Origin of the sequence: Rhizobium sp. 1399 (assembly GCF_031455475.1) — a bacterium.
Classification (GTDB): Bacteria; Pseudomonadota; Alphaproteobacteria; order Rhizobiales; family Rhizobiaceae; genus Rhizobium.
The window spans coordinates 54,376-67,891 of sequence record NZ_JAVDSU010000009.1 but is presented as its reverse complement, the minus strand read 5'-3'; the positions used below and the strand labels follow the sequence as shown (position 1 = coordinate 67,891).

12 protein-coding genes and 2 pseudogenes are annotated in these 13,516 nt (G+C 58.7%); 5 read left to right on the top strand and 9 right to left on the bottom strand.

Annotation, left to right across the window (positions count from 1 at the left end):
• Positions 1-17 precede the first annotated feature (17 nt).
• Complete coding sequence (locus tag J2X71_RS25115; protein WP_405049752.1) at positions 18-1,529, bottom strand: DUF1254 domain-containing protein; 1,512 nt, start codon at positions 1,527-1,529, stop codon at positions 18-20.
• A gap of 224 nt (positions 1,530-1,753) precedes the next feature.
• On the opposite strand from J2X71_RS25115, the pseudogene J2X71_RS25110 reads away from it, so the two are divergent.
• A pseudogene (locus tag J2X71_RS25110) lies at positions 1,754-1,861 on the top strand (IS5/IS1182 family transposase); the annotation flags it as partial.
• A 12-nt stretch (positions 1,862-1,873) separates the two neighbouring features.
• Here J2X71_RS25110 and J2X71_RS25105 read toward each other — a convergent pair.
• From J2X71_RS25105 to J2X71_RS25085, 5 genes and pseudogenes are all read right to left on the bottom strand, one after another.
• Positions 1,874-2,101, bottom strand: a pseudogene (locus J2X71_RS25105) (carboxylesterase family protein); the annotation flags it as partial.
• A gap of 71 nt (positions 2,102-2,172) precedes the next feature.
• Complete coding sequence (locus J2X71_RS25100) at positions 2,173-2,451, bottom strand: transposase (protein ID WP_405049751.1); 279 nt, start codon at positions 2,449-2,451, stop codon at positions 2,173-2,175.
• A gap of 7 nt (positions 2,452-2,458) precedes the next feature.
• Complete coding sequence (locus J2X71_RS25095; RefSeq protein ID WP_310386298.1) at positions 2,459-3,904, bottom strand: HlyD family type I secretion periplasmic adaptor subunit; 1,446 nt, start codon at positions 3,902-3,904, stop codon at positions 2,459-2,461.
• 14 nt (positions 3,905-3,918) lie between these two features.
• Positions 3,919-5,634 carry a type I secretion system permease/ATPase gene (locus J2X71_RS25090; RefSeq protein WP_310386296.1) on the bottom strand — a complete coding sequence of 572 codons (1,716 nt, stop codon included), beginning with the start codon at positions 5,632-5,634 and terminating at the stop codon, positions 3,919-3,921.
• A gap of 104 nt (positions 5,635-5,738) precedes the next feature.
• Positions 5,739-6,311, bottom strand: a complete 573-nt coding sequence (locus J2X71_RS25085; protein WP_310386294.1) for a PE-PGRS family protein — start codon at positions 6,309-6,311, stop codon at positions 5,739-5,741.
• Between the two features lie 633 nt (positions 6,312-6,944).
• Between J2X71_RS25085 and J2X71_RS25080 the strand changes: the two genes are divergently transcribed.
• A complete protein-coding gene (locus tag J2X71_RS25080) occupies positions 6,945-8,033 on the top strand; it encodes a hypothetical protein (protein WP_310386292.1) in 1,089 nt (362 codons plus the stop codon).
• Positions 8,034-8,993: 960 nt separating this feature from the next.
• Positions 8,994-9,701, top strand: coding sequence for a response regulator transcription factor (locus J2X71_RS25075; RefSeq protein WP_310386687.1), 708 nt, complete (start codon positions 8,994-8,996; stop codon positions 9,699-9,701).
• 169 nt (positions 9,702-9,870) lie between these two features.
• Here the strand turns inward: J2X71_RS25075 and J2X71_RS25070 are convergent, their stop codons facing one another.
• The gene (locus J2X71_RS25070; RefSeq protein ID WP_113324980.1) at positions 9,871-10,737 is read right to left on the bottom strand and encodes a LysR family transcriptional regulator; all 867 of its coding nucleotides are present in this window, start codon (positions 10,735-10,737) and stop codon (positions 9,871-9,873) included.
• 51 nt (positions 10,738-10,788) lie between these two features.
• On the opposite strand from J2X71_RS25070, the gene J2X71_RS25065 reads away from it, so the two are divergent.
• Complete coding sequence (locus J2X71_RS25065; RefSeq protein ID WP_310386685.1) at positions 10,789-11,067, top strand: 4-oxalocrotonate tautomerase; 279 nt, start codon at positions 10,789-10,791, stop codon at positions 11,065-11,067.
• Positions 11,068-11,293: 226 nt separating this feature from the next.
• On the opposite strand, the gene J2X71_RS25060 is transcribed toward J2X71_RS25065, so the two are convergent.
• Together J2X71_RS25060 and J2X71_RS25055 are read right to left on the bottom strand one after the other, a co-directional pair.
• Complete coding sequence (locus J2X71_RS25060; protein WP_113324981.1) at positions 11,294-11,581, bottom strand: hypothetical protein; 288 nt, start codon at positions 11,579-11,581, stop codon at positions 11,294-11,296.
• Between the two features lie 509 nt (positions 11,582-12,090).
• Positions 12,091-12,990 (bottom strand): NmrA/HSCARG family protein, encoded by a 900-nt coding sequence (locus J2X71_RS25055; RefSeq protein WP_310386287.1) that lies wholly within the window; start codon positions 12,988-12,990, stop codon positions 12,091-12,093.
• 89 nt (positions 12,991-13,079) lie between these two features.
• Between J2X71_RS25055 and J2X71_RS25050 the strand changes: the two genes are divergently transcribed.
• A complete protein-coding gene (locus J2X71_RS25050) occupies positions 13,080-13,493 on the top strand; it encodes a helix-turn-helix domain-containing protein (RefSeq protein WP_007827481.1) in 414 nt (137 codons plus the stop codon).
• The last annotated feature ends 23 nt before the right edge of the window (positions 13,494-13,516 follow it).

Below are 13,516 nucleotides of genomic sequence, written 5' to 3'. Positions count from 1 at the left end.
CGTTGTCTGGGGTTTATTCAGTTCGCCATCGTGACGGTCGGGGGCTGCCAGGTGCCGTCGAGGATGGCCTGCTCGGCCCAATAGGCGCGGATGTAGAGCGAGAACGTCCCTTCGGGCGCGGGCAGCCAGTTGCTTTCCTTGTCCGCGCCCGGCGACTTGGCGCTGGCGTAAAGCGTCAGCGAGCCGTCCGCGTTGTAGCTGATGGTCTTGTTCTTCGTGCCCAATGAATAGCGCTTTAGTGGATTTGGGTTGAAGAAGTGGACATCGTTATACAAGGTCAACGACCAGAACCCCTTAACCGGTGGCGTCTGACCCTTGGCAAATGTGATCGTGTAATTGTTCTGTCCGTTGAGTTGTGCACCCTGGTTGTCGTTGTCCGTGTAGATGTACTTGGTTTCCGCAGGCCGGTTGTCGTACATGTTCGACTTGGAGGTGCCCGTGCGATTGAGGTAGTCGGTCCCCCACTCGGCATTGTTCACCGGCGAATTCCAGCCATTGCCGGCAGGGCGGCCGTTATTGGCCCACTTAAAGAACGGTGAGATCAGTTCACCCTCGGCGGCGACAGCAGTTTCCATAAGGGTCTTCTTGATCGCAGGATCCTTGGCGGCCGCCTCCAGCACGCTACCGATCCAGTTGTAGAGGGTTTCCTCGCCCGGCATCGGCGGCACTTGTTTCATCACCTCAGGTAACTCGTCGAAGAAGGTTTCCGGGTTTACCCACTTGGTCTCACCTTTGCCGGTGGATTTCGGTGCGGGGAAATGCGGAAGCTTGCTCCAATCCTTGATCTTCATCTTCCCGTCGAACTCCGACAACGGGTAGTAGACGACCTGGCTGAGCAACGGCTGGACGGCTTTTTGATCCTCCGCGCTGTCATCGATGAAGATGCGCGGAATGACAAAGGCAAGCGACGTGGAGGAGCGCACCACCGCCGTGATGCCGGCTGGCGTTTCGCCCTTCCAGTCTGGGCCGACCATCAGGTAGAAGCCGGGCTTGGTGCCGTATTGCTTGCCGATCTCGGAAAACTCGTCGGTGCGCGCGTCATAGTGCGCGTAGACCCAGAAACGATCGCCAAAATCCGGTACCTGGAAGACGATGGGCTCTTTTTCCAGTGTCATCCAGCCGGCACCATACGCGACATCCTGGTTCGGGCAGGCGATGATCGTCTGGTCCGGGCTGATATACCCGGTCAGCATTGCGTTCCCGTTGAATGCGATCGGAACCACTCCGCCGATCAAGCCTGGTTGGGGAGCCTTGGAAAAGGCGATGGAGCGGTTGACGGAATTGACCAGTGGCCAGCCCCACAAGTAGGCCATGCGCCCGACCGATTGCACGTAGGCCGTGGTCATGGCCGTGCCGCTGGGCGGGCCGGGAACTCCAGCGGCGGTTGTGGGTATGGGGACCTGTTGCGCCCAAGCCTTTCCGGGCAACATCAAGAGGACCCCGGCTCCCAGCAAGGGGAAAAAAGACCGACGGTCAATTTCCCCGAACCGGTGGTGGCGTTGGTTGGTTCCGCGAGGCTTCATCGACATGTTTGATTCCTCTGCTCTGTGAGGAGGACATTTGACGTGCATGGCACCACGTGCCGCGGGACGCTCAACTTACATGAGAAATCGCCGAACCGATATTGCCCGTTTGGGCAAGTGCGGACTGCAAAATGGAAGCTGAGTTCGCCGGCTTCGCAGACCCACGGCGTATGACCGGATCTCTATGATGAACAGCTATTCGATCTTCGGTCAGATCAGGACAATCGTGACGGCGGTGTGTGCACCGGCACGGAGCCTGTATCGCGGGGAACAGAGAGGAACATATGGGCCGGTCGCGAGGCGGGCTCACCAGCAAGATTCACGTTGTCGTCGACGCCGCCGAAAGCGCTGGCATCCAGCGTGTCGGACCACGGTTTAACCGGTTGCGCCACCCGCCAGCGGCGGTCGCCAGCCGGAGGAGCTGCGTACGGAATTCCCTTGAAACTGATTACCTCCTCTGACTGCACACCACGAACTTTACCGGAGTCTATGGCGACGACCGTCGGGTTGCTCTGTGCATGAGCTGGGGCAGTTCCAAGGACGGCAAAGGCAACTAAGAAGCCGCGAATTCTAAACATCGCTTCCTCCCGACACGGCAATGCCCGCACCCCGATTGTAGAAAGGGGTCCGTGTCGGCCCTGTTCAGAGGTCAGTTCCGCCCTTTCGATGTCTTCGCCAGCATCTCGCTCAGCGTTGCCGCCGAGAGCATGGCTTCGGCCAAAAGCTTCTTGAGCTTCTGGTTTTCTTCCTCCAATGCTCTCACCCTTTTGGCAGAGAGACCGCCGCTTCCGAACTGCAGGGATTGCCACCGATAGAAGGTCGGCTCGCTGATACCGTGCCTGTGGCAAACATCTGCCACCGTCACCCCGGCCTGGTGCTCCCTAAGAATGCCCGTAATCTGGTCGTCGTCGAATTTTCTCTTGCCCATCACCGTGTCAGTCCTCGCGAAATGCTCTGTTGAAACTGTCGAGGAGTGGTCTGATGGCATAGAGCGCCACGCTGCTTTGGCCCGTTTCGATCAGTGTCTGCGCGGGCATGCCCGCGACCAGTTCGACATCTCTCATTTTCGCCAGCCGCTCGTCCGTTACACGGATCGTTGCGGCAAAATAGGGCTGGCCGCTCTGCTGATCGATGAGGCGGTCGGCCGATACATATTCAACGCGACCTTTCAGGAGCGGGACGCGCCGCTGATTGTAGGGGAGGAGGTGAACCTGCGCCTCGAGCCCGGCACGGACGAGGTTCATGTCTTCCGGTCTGACGTGGACGGACACGATGAGGCGATCGGAGCGCGGCAGGAGATCGACGAGCGGTTCGCCCGCGCCGACCACGCCACCGGCCGTGTGGATGCGCAGGTTCATGATCGTTCCATCTTCGGGAGCACGGATATCGGTCCTCGAAACCTGGTCGTCGATCGCCCGCAAGCGCTCGCGCAACTGCATGATCCGGCTTTCCGTATCGCGCATGCCTTGGGCAACTTCGCTCAACCGGTCGCTTTCGAGCTTTGCGAGATCGGCCTTTGACTCGCTGATCACCTGATAGGCGCGAGAGATCTGTGCCTCTACTTCACCCTGCCGGCCATCAAGGTCTGCTTTTTCCCGCTGGAGGTTGAGAAGTCTGCTCTTCTTTTCCAGTCCTTTGGCGTTGAGGGCTGTAACCTGATCCATTTCCTGGCTTGAGATCGTGGCCCTGTCGGCCAGTGATGCCTTCTGTGCGCCAAGTCCGACGATTTCCTGCCGCACCTGCGCGATCTTTTCATTGATGATCCCAATTTCCGCCTGCATGACCCGGCGACGGGCTTCGAAGATTTTCTGTTGCCCGGTCATGATAGCGCTGACCGAAGGATATCTCTCCATGGCTGCCCTGAGGTCGTCAGGATAGGCGATATGGTCGCCGCCCGTCTGCTCCGCAAGCAGGCGGGCGCGGCTTCCTTCGGCGTCCCAAAGCTGCCCTTGAATGCTGTCGCGCTCCGAGCGGGACTTCGTGTCGTCGAGCTCTATCACGATCTGCCCGCCCATGACCGCATCGCCGTTCTTGACGAGGATCCGTCGCACGATCCCGCCTTCCAGGTGCTGAATGGTCTTGCGGCTGGTTTCCGGTTCGATGACGCCCGATGCGACCGCAGCGCTTTTCAGCGGCGCGAGAACCGACCAGATCCCCAATCCGACTATGAAGACCAGGATCAGAAGGTTGCCCGTCCAGACAACGCCTCTGAGCCCCGGCATGGGCGAAGGGGGGGCGGGGCCGCGCTGTTTCGGATCGATGACCGGAAAATAGGTTGTCTGCTGCTTGGCTGGCGCCGTCGATCGCTGAGCCAACCGCAGACCCGTCTTTGACAGATCTGAAAATTTCGCCAGCGCTACGTTCAACTGAACAAGGGTCACGGCGGCGTCCCTCCCTATGTTCCTGTTCGAGACGGCGGTTGAAGATAGGTGTCGTAAATCCGGTCGCTGTCGCCGAAGGCAGCCACCGTCCCGTTACGCATGATGGCAATCTTGTTGGTGACCGGCAGGATACCCATCCGGTGGGTTATGATGACGACGGTCATCCCCCTGGATTTCATGCGCTCGATTGCCGTGAACAGCATGCGTTCGCCGTCATAATCCAGGCTCGAATTCGGATCGTCGAGAACGATGAGAGATGGATTTCCATAGGCTGCGCGCGCCAGTCCCAGCTGTTGGCGCTGAGCTCGAAGGAGCAGGTTTCCCCCTTCACCGATATCGGTCTCATAGCCCCGGGGCAGCCGCATGATCGCTTCGTGCAATCCAACCAGTTTCGCGGCGTCGATCGCCTTGCCGGGATCTCCTCCGTCCAGCCGGCCGATCACATCCTTGATCGCTCCGCCGAAGAGTTCGATGTCCTGCGGCAGGTATCCGACATGGCGGGTCCCCCCGCAAAGGCGGAGCGCCGAGATATCCACGCCGCCGAGAAGAACACATCCGCTCGTGGCCGGCACAACGCCGGCTATGACGCGGCCGAGTGTCGATTTTCCCGATCCCGACGGACCGATGAGCGCTACGCAATCGCCTGGCGCGAGGCGCAGGGTGATATCGCTCAATATCGGCCGATCGGCGAATGGCCTGACATAGCTGACATTATCGAGAATGAGGCCATTGGGTTCCGGAATCGGCACTATTCGGCCGTCATGTTCCGAAGCAACTGTTATCAGCATTCTGTTCAGGCGATTGAAGGCATTGCGGGCAAACGTGAAGGAGCGCCATGCACCGATTGCGCCCTCGATCGGTGCAAGCCCGCGCCCGAGCAGCAGGCTCGCAACGAAGATGATGCCGGGACTGCCGCTGTTTACGAGCACCAGCCATGTGGCCGATCCCATCATGAGGATCTGCGCGAGCGTGCGGATCGATTTGGAGAAACCAAGAATGATCTCCGTTCGATGCATCGCGATGTCCTGCGCCTTTCTTGCCATTTCCGCATCGCGATAGACGATCTGCGCTGCGCCATCCTGCATGCCCATCGCCCTGATCACCTCGATGTTCTTGAGGGCGGTCGCAAATCGGATATAGCTGCTCGAAAGGGCAAAATTGGCCTGGGTAAGCGGCTCTTTCGTTGCCACTTCCGTCAGGAACGCAAACAGCAGAAGTGCAACTGCGCTCAGAAGACCGATGGTCCCGAGCAGCGGATGGACAAGAAAGAGCAGGAGCAGGAATACCGGCGCCCAGGGAACGTCAAAAAAGAGGGAGCTGGCCGGTGAATCGAGGAACTGGCGCAATGCGGCGAGGTCCCTGTAGCACTCCGTGGCGGCTCCGGTATCGGCAAGAGTGGCATATTCGAATGATGCCGTGAGCACCATCGGCCGCAGCCTGTGGTCCAGCCAGCTGCCGATGCGCGAAAGGGCTGCCCTGCGCACGATATCCAGTATGGACCCGACCAGCACGGCGATGGCGATGATCAAGGTCAGCATCAGAAGCGTGTCGGCGCTTCGGCTCGACAGGACCCTGTCATAAATCTGCAGGAGATAGATGGAAGGCGCCAGAAGAAAGAGATTGTAACCGCAGCTATAAAGGAAGACCAACCCGAAGGCGCCGGCACAAGCTCGGAGCGCAACAACGAGGTGTGTCTGTGGGCGCAATGGTTTTATGGAAATCGTTGCCATTATCAGATCTCACCGCATTTGATACTGACACGAAGAGGTTGCTTGCAGGTTCGGCAATAGTGGAGGGTCGCCAGCCGAAACCGGCGACCCTCAGAGCATTGAGTTCAGGAGCCGAGATGGCTGACGTCGATATGACCGAAGGCGTTTATGAAATGATCGAGAGCATTGTTCACCGTCGTCGTTTCGGGATCGGTGTGAACCACTGCTGACGAGATATCGCCACCCAGAGCGTTGTTCCCGTTGCCGCCGTTGCCGCCGACGCCGGCCAGGATGGTGGCATGCTGGTCAGCCATGAGCTGCGTATATTGTGTCGCGGTCGTAGCCGCATTCACCGTAGCCGTGTCGCCGCCGCTCGTGTTTCCCTGGTCGCCGTTGGAGTGAGCTTGTCCCCCCGCGCCGCCGGCGCCGCTGGTGAGCGATGCAAGGAAGCCGTTCTGGGCCTGGCTGAAGCCACCGGCTCCACCGCCGCCGGCGTCCCAGTCTGCCCCCTGCCAAACGTGATCGCCGTTGTGCAGATGGGTCTCTGCCCCGTAAACCGTTTGCACGGGGTCAATATAGGCAACCGGGTTGTAGTCAATGGTGCCATGATTGATGCCATCGCCGCCGTTGCCGGCATTGGCGTCGCCCGCATCCGGGTTGTGGAGATAGATCGTGTCAGACAATTGTGGAATAGGCATTGATATCACTCCTTCTACTTCGTTTCTATCGGGTTTATTCTACGGTGTTTCCCCCTACGGTGTGATTATTCAGGATGCCACCGCCAGCCAATACAACCGCGGCCGAATATTGCCTGCGATTTAATATTTGAACCATCTAGATATTCGGTGACGTTCTTTTGGATGTATACTTGAAAGTGGCGGAGCGTTGTTTTGAGCTTGTTTTTGATGATTTGGCGCCGGATGGCATTGTCATGAACATATCTGCGACCTCACCGAAGCGCCGCCGCTTTTCGAAGCGCGGCCGTCCAGGCGAACCGGCTCTGTTGCGGGGTTCTGATCAGGTTGCGCTTGGCAAAGAAGACCCTGCCCGGGGCTGAAAGACTCTCATGACACGCCGCGAGAACGGCGGGTAAAGGATGCAGGGCCTCCAACCCGAAGGCGGATCTGGTGCTCGCAAACGCGCAGAATGGGCGCTGCGGCCATGACAGCCAAACGGCTAGAGAACTAGCCAAGGGGATGTAGACGAATTGCAGGCTCTGCTTTTCCTGCTTTCAGATGCACAATGCCCGAACAATTCAGGGCCTGAACAATTCAGCCTACATCCGCTGCACGCCCGGTTGCCGTGCGGTTGTCCGCGGAATGGAGACGGTAATGACGGAAACTCGTCCCTTATCGGAAGACCTGCCCAAGTCAGGCTCCGATCAACAGCTCGCCTCCAACGTGGCCGCGGGGCATCTTGCATTGGTGCCGACCTGGCTTCCCTTGGATGTCGCGTCCGGTCCAGGCTATAATTCAGCCGGCAGCGGTGGTGACGGAATAAGCGAAGGCGTGATCAGCAGCAACGCAATGGCGGTCTTCATGCCGTCCAATGCCGCTATTGCAGGATCCCATTCTGCTGCCAACGCCTTCCAGGGCAACGATGCGCTCATCAATCAGCATCCCACCGAAATGGCCGGGATAGGCGGGAATGGCGGAAGCGGCAATGTTGCCATCGGCAGCGGCGAGGGCGCCAATCATGCCGGCAGCGGGGGCGATGGGCTTTTCTACGGTGGACTCGTCAGCACCGCAGTCGGGGTGTTCGCCCCCGTGAATACTGCCGTGGCCGCAGGCCCCGGCGCGGAGGCTCACGCTGAGCAATCGAACAATGCACTGTTCCTGCAGGGCGCAACCCAGATCGGCGGCATGGGCGGCTCGGGCGGAGACCATAATGTCGCGGGCCATGGCCCGTCGATGAGCCCGGGAACTGCGCTCACATTGACCGGCGACTTTTATGCGGGCCACGGCGGCAATGGATATTTCGTCGGCAGCATAGTCGACGTGAGTATTGCCATATTCTCACCGATCAACATCGCCATCGGCGCCGCAGGCGGCTCGGCGGAGGCTCATCAGACAAACAATGTCATTTTCGATCAGGGCGCCGTGCAGATTGCCGGCATCGGCGGTAATGGCGGTGGCTTCAACCTGTCGTCGGACACGATTTTCACCGGCAACCATGCGGGCGGCGGTGGCGGGGACGGATCGTCAACCGGCAGCATCACTGACGTCAATTTCGCCTATTTCCATCCCATCAACATTGCCGTTCCCGCCGGTGGGACGGCGGATGCCCAACAGATCGATCATGTTCTCTATGATCAGCATGCGCTCCAGATGGCCGGCATCGGGGGGCATAGCGGAGAGGGCAACCTCACGGACGCCCATTCGGCTCTCGTCGACGACATTCTGGGCTTCATGCATAGTTAGAGCATTCCCATTTTTCTTCGAATTACAGAAATGCCCTATCTCTTTATTTCCACGCAATTCCGGACGCAAAACCGTGGCAGATATCAGGGACAAGCCCTGACATGACGGCCGAGGGGCTGGCATCCCAGACGGAAAAACCACTTCGCACTTTTCCTGGAAAAGCTCCGGCGGATAGGCTCCCCCACCAGCATTGCAGAGGTCAACTGCATGAGGCTGTTCCTCGTGCCATTTTTCAAGCCATTTGTTGAATCGCTTCTTCCTCACGGCTTTTGTCTCCTGGGTCGAGATGGCACGGAAGCCGGCTCACTGAGATACCGAACATCCCACCGTGACCCCTATCCGCATTGTCGTCGATTTCGGCCCCGGAGGCCGTTGCCTCCGGCCGGCGTCTGTCGGTGCGCCGCAGTGCTGCCTGCGGGAAAACGCCTGATAGCCGGTATCAATGCGTCAATGGCCCCCAGTTATTCAGTAATCATAAAGGGTTACCGGCGATCTCAGGCTTTTGTTGCTTTTCGCGTTGGTCGTTTCGCTGTCGAGGTTTGCGGCTGTTTTGAATTGAGATATGGACACAAAGCCTGGCCGATCGGCAGCTCGTTATATCGAACGGCTCTTTCCTGAATGGATCTGTAGCAGATCGCCTGCCTTTTCAGTGCCTTTGAAAGCTTTGTTGACGCGCTTTCCGTACGTGAATTCGGCGAAGACTGGAAAGTCTGTGGCGACAAGTCGAACCAGAAAGTCCTCGTAGATAAGCTTTCCAAAGTGCTCTTCTGGATAAGTTGTCTCTCACCTGAATCTTATAGACTATAAGAATTATCATGAGAGATCAGACTATTGATGCTGGCAATACACTCATTTTTTATCATGACATGAAGCGAGAACAGGAATAATGTGAATAGCTGTTGGGTTGCAAATCTTCTGGGGAGCACGCAAGTGTCCGACAGTGCTAAAACTAAGCGCCGCATGGGGCGCACTGCACCAACTGTGATCATAATCGAGCATTCTACACTGGCACGCACCACCGTGGTGAAGCTTCTTGAGCATGAGCTCGCCGGTTGGAACTTTATCGACTTGATCTCGACCGAGAGTCTCGACCGAGCTCTTGGAGCTGAGGTGCGTTTGATTGCATTGGATTTGGCCGGCAGAAGTATCGAGAGCATTAGCCTGCGTGATGACCTTGCGGCCATTGCTGCACGTTTTCCCGAGGCTCCTATCACGTTGCTCTCAGGGACTGACGACGCCTTCATAGCCCGTCAGGCGCTCACGATGGGCATCCGCGGCTTTTTCACGACTTCACTGCCCATTGATATCGCCCTTGCCGGTCTTCGTCTTGTTCTGGCAGGGGGAACATTTTTCCCGCAGCTCATGGGAGTTGTTGCAAACGGCTCGAACGAGCATATCCCGGTCAGAACCGAGGCCGAAAGAAGGCTGGACGACAGGATGCAGTACCTGGCGATTGCCGAATTCACTCCGCGGGAAGCGGATGTGCTGGCAGAGCTGCAAAGCGGCTGCTCAAACAAGGTGATTGCGGGAAAACTCAATTTGTCGGGGCATACGGTGAAGATGCATCTGCAGCACATCATGCGCAAGCTGCAGGCGCAGAACCGTACCGAAGTGGTTGCCCGCCTGGTTCAAAGAGCCGCCGGCGGGCCTGACGCCGCGCCGAGTTAGGCGGTCTCGCCAGGGAAGGGCGCTGTCGCAACGTGAGAGGCAGGCGCCACCCATGAGCGTTTTGGGCTCAAAGCAGTCTTGAAGCACGTCGCATCAAACCTGTTCCGAGCGACGCGCTTCAGGAATTGTTTTTTCGGATATCTTCGATGCCGGCCAAAACCGAGCCTCATTAGCCAAACCGTTCCACCAGGAAATCGATCACCGTCCGCAACATCGCGGTCGGCCGCCGGTTCGGCGCGTAGACGAGGTACATCGGGACAGGCCGGTAGGACCATTCCGGAAGCACCTGCTCGAGCCGCCCTTCGGCGATGTCAGCGGCCAGCAGCAATTCCGGCTGAAGCGCGATTCCCGCGCCGCTGAGCGCTGCCATGCGTAGCGCCGCACCCTGGTTGGTCGAGAATTTTCCGGAAATCAGCACATCGCGCATTTCATCTCCCGGCCCGATCAGGTGCCAGCGATCCTGCATGCGCCAATAGGAGTGGCCAAGGCAGAGATGGTTCGCGAGATCCTCCGGCGAGGCCGGCCGGCCGTGGCGGGCGAGATAATCAGGCGAGGCTGCGAGAATCCGCCGATAGGGGGTCAGCGGGCGGGCGACCAGGCTGCTGTCCGTTAGCGGGCCGATGTGGATGCCAAGCTCGAAACCCTCGCCGACGAGGTCATGGACGTTGTTGTCGAGCGACAGCTCGATGCTGACGTCGGGATAGGCGTTCTGATAGTCGATCAGCGCCGGCACGAGGTTCTGCGTCCCGAAGCTCACCGGCGCAACCAGCCGAAGCCGGCCGCGCGGCGCCGATTGGAGTTCGCTTGCCGAAGCCTCGGCTAGCGCCACTTCGGCCAGAGCGCGCTTGCAGCGCTCGTAGTAGAGCTGGCCAATCTCCGTCAGCTGATGGCGCCGCGTGGTGCGATGGATGAGCTTCGCCCCGAGCCGGGCCTCGATCGTCTTGATTTGCTTGGCAACCATGGCGGGCGACACGCGCGCGATCTCTGCCGCTGCCGCAAAACTGCCGGCTTCGATAACCCTGACGAACGTTGCCATGCCAGCCAGCTTGTCCGTGATTACCTACCTGTAGGTTTCGAATGACGATACCTGCAGCTTATTTATCAACCGCGGCATTTACAACATAGTCGTCATGCCCGAGCCAAGGCGACGGGACATTGCCAACGTGACCAAGGAAAAAACATGCCCATTCTTCACCTACAGATGCATCCCGGCCGCACCGACGATCAGAAACGCGCCTTCGTGCGCGAAGCCACCAGGGCCGCCGTCGAAACCCTGGCGTGCCCGCCTGAATCGCTGGAAATCCTGATAACGGAGATCGGCAAGGATTCCTGGGCGGTCGGCGGCAAGCTGAAGTCCGAGGCCTAAAGCGTGTCACGCAAAAGTGTGCAGCGGTTTTGCGATAACGACACGCGAAAACAAGAATCTAAAGTGCGACAAGCGAATCTGAAAGATCGCGACGCGCTTTAGAGACGGCCCGCGGTGCCTCGAGCATCGGCCCGGAAATCGCAATCGATTTTCGGGCAGCCTGATGCGATCGTCAAAGAGGCAGACCGTCTTTTGGGCACCCGCCAGCGCGTGGCCCTGGCGCCCTTCAATCCCCGTTGCCATTTCTCACGAATTGCCACTCGATACCGGTAATCCGCGTCGGCTTGACAATGTGCATGCGCGCCTGCAGCAGCCGGAGGGTTGGCACGAGCTTTTGGGGATCCGCAATCTCTGCAGGGACGGGTCTGCCCATCTCCTTGTAATGCGACTCCATTTCTTCCCTGAAGTCTCTGATATCGAAGGTGTCTACGCCTGCGTTGTACCAGTCTACCAGGATGACATCGCATACGATATCAAGGCTGTTTGGGTCGTCGGCATCGAGCAGGGGCGGCATTGGCGGACCTTCTGAAGATGGAGTTCATCCTTAAGCGTCCCCCGAGGCAGTCTTTTCTGACGTCGTTTCGTCAGATAACTGGCGAAGACATTGGGGCTCGCCACCCAGCACCAAGACGAGCCCCAGCCCCGGTGTTGTCTCATCTGCGCCCTCCACCGTGACAAGCCGATTAGACCCCCGCACACGGAGCGCAGCAATTCGACCAGTTGGATTAACTCGGCGGTTCGCGCCACGAAATCCCAGTTTCTGCGGGATTTTTTCGCCTGGAGCTTGCGAATAAACCTGTGGATAAAATTGGAACCGTGCATTGTGATTAGCCTGCCGCGACCACGGGTCTAATCCTCTCCCGGTACCGCCACACTACCCATACGGATCGTAATCCACCGCTGCCTTCACCTCAGTCTCTGCCCGGTGACGTACGTGTTTTACCATCGGTGCAGGACGCGAAGCGCGAATTGATGCGGCCGGCCAGTAAATGCCACCAACGCCGCCTCGGCCCGTTGCAGACATCAGAAGTCGTCGTCTGCCGCATTATACCCCAAGGCTTCGTCGAGCGCCTTGCGGCCGATCCCGGCGAGCCAGGCGCGGAAAGTGAGGATTTCCGGATTGATCTCGCGCATGAGATCCAGATCCACACGTTCTGCCAGCGGACCATCTTCCAGGCTCCTGGCCATGTGCGCGAGGTCGGCATTGGCTGCGAGAACATCGTCGGGAAAGCGCGCATAGGCGATCGTGCGGCCGGCGATTTCGCTCAGGGCGGCTTCGAGTTCGTAGCCGGTAAGCCTGTCGCTTGCGATTTTCAAGGTGACGCCGCCGAACCGGGCCTTATCGGCGAACATGGCCGCAACGAATTTCCCGATGTCGTCCACAGCGGTCAGCTGGATCGAATGCTCTGGCCTGATGAGCGAGAGCAACTGCCCCTTGTCCAGGCCGAATCCGGGCCGCACCAGCATTTCCATGAAGATCATCGGCCTGACGATCGTGGCCGTGATAGGCGATTTGCGGATATGCGCCTCTATGCGAGGTTTGGCGTCAAAACGCGCCACACCCGTCGGCTTGTCGCCGACGCTGGCGCCCGAGGAATAAACGAGATGCGTGACGCCGCTTTCGACGGCCAGGTCGGCGATCGAAGTCCCTCGGCGTTCTTCCTCCTCTGCCGACAGGTTGGCCGGCAGCACGCTGAAAACGCCATATGCGTCTTTCATCGCCGCTCGGATGGCATCCTCGTCCTCGAACGATCCGGGCACGATTTCGACGCCGGCGTCCTGCAGGGCGATCGAGGCTGGGGCCCCGGTATTCAATACAAGTGCGCGTACAGGCCGCTTCGCTTTCAGCAAGGCTTTGGCGACCGATCCGCCCTGACGACCGGTGGCGCCGAAAACGAGAATTGGATGTTTGTCATTGGTCATTGAGAACCCTCGCGTTGAACAACGACCGTCCATATATACGAGTAGAAAATCGCAGGAAGACGGCACATTTTTCAGCGTCAGGCACAAGGATGATACGCTTGGACAATGGTATCGGGCCCGGTTCCCTTCAGGGACCAGAGGACAAACCACAATTCAGGCCGATCCCGTCAAACGGGATTTGCACACGGCTGGGCGATAAGTGGACTGTGCATGTTCTATGGCGGCTGTCTCTGGCAGATGAGCAACGGCTGCGCTTTTCAGCGCTCAGGAAAGAGATCGACGGGATCACCCAGAGAATGCTGACGCTGACACTGCGCAACCTGGAGCGCGATGGCATGGTGATGCGTCATTATTTTCCAGAAGTGCCGCCGCGCGTCGAATATAAACTGACCGATATGGGCGCTGGCGTTCTGCACGCTCTTGAGAGCTTCAACCTGTGGGTCCGGGACAATCTGCCCGTCATCGAAGAGCATCGTCGCTCCTATGACGAAGCCCTGAAGTAATCTCTTGAGTATGTCGCGCAAAA

What these genes read in the sequence shown, in the direction of transcription:
- J2X71_RS25075 (WP_310386687.1), top strand. Translation starts at nt 8,994, where the DNA reads ATGGGGCGCACTGCACCAACTGTGATCATAATCGAGCATTCTACACTG.
- J2X71_RS25050 (WP_007827481.1), top strand. Translation starts at nt 13,080, where the DNA reads ATGATACGCTTGGACAATGGTATCGGGCCCGGTTCCCTTCAGGGACCA.
- J2X71_RS25090 (WP_310386296.1), bottom strand. Translation starts at nt 5,634, where the DNA reads ATGGCAACGATTTCCATAAAACCATTGCGCCCACAGACACACCTCGTT.
- J2X71_RS25115 (WP_405049752.1), bottom strand. Translation starts at nt 1,529, where the DNA reads ATGTCGATGAAGCCTCGCGGAACCAACCAACGCCACCACCGGTTCGGG.
- J2X71_RS25085 (WP_310386294.1), bottom strand. Translation starts at nt 6,311, where the DNA reads ATGCCTATTCCACAATTGTCTGACACGATCTATCTCCACAACCCGGAT.
- J2X71_RS25100 (WP_405049751.1), bottom strand. Translation starts at nt 2,451, where the DNA reads ATGGGCAAGAGAAAATTCGACGACGACCAGATTACGGGCATTCTTAGG.
- J2X71_RS25055 (WP_310386287.1), bottom strand. Translation starts at nt 12,990, where the DNA reads ATGACCAATGACAAACATCCAATTCTCGTTTTCGGCGCCACCGGTCGT.
- J2X71_RS25080 (WP_310386292.1), top strand. Translation starts at nt 6,945, where the DNA reads ATGACGGAAACTCGTCCCTTATCGGAAGACCTGCCCAAGTCAGGCTCC.
- J2X71_RS25060 (WP_113324981.1), bottom strand. Translation starts at nt 11,581, where the DNA reads ATGCCGCCCCTGCTCGATGCCGACGACCCAAACAGCCTTGATATCGTA.
- J2X71_RS25070 (WP_113324980.1), bottom strand. Translation starts at nt 10,737, where the DNA reads ATGGCAACGTTCGTCAGGGTTATCGAAGCCGGCAGTTTTGCGGCAGCG.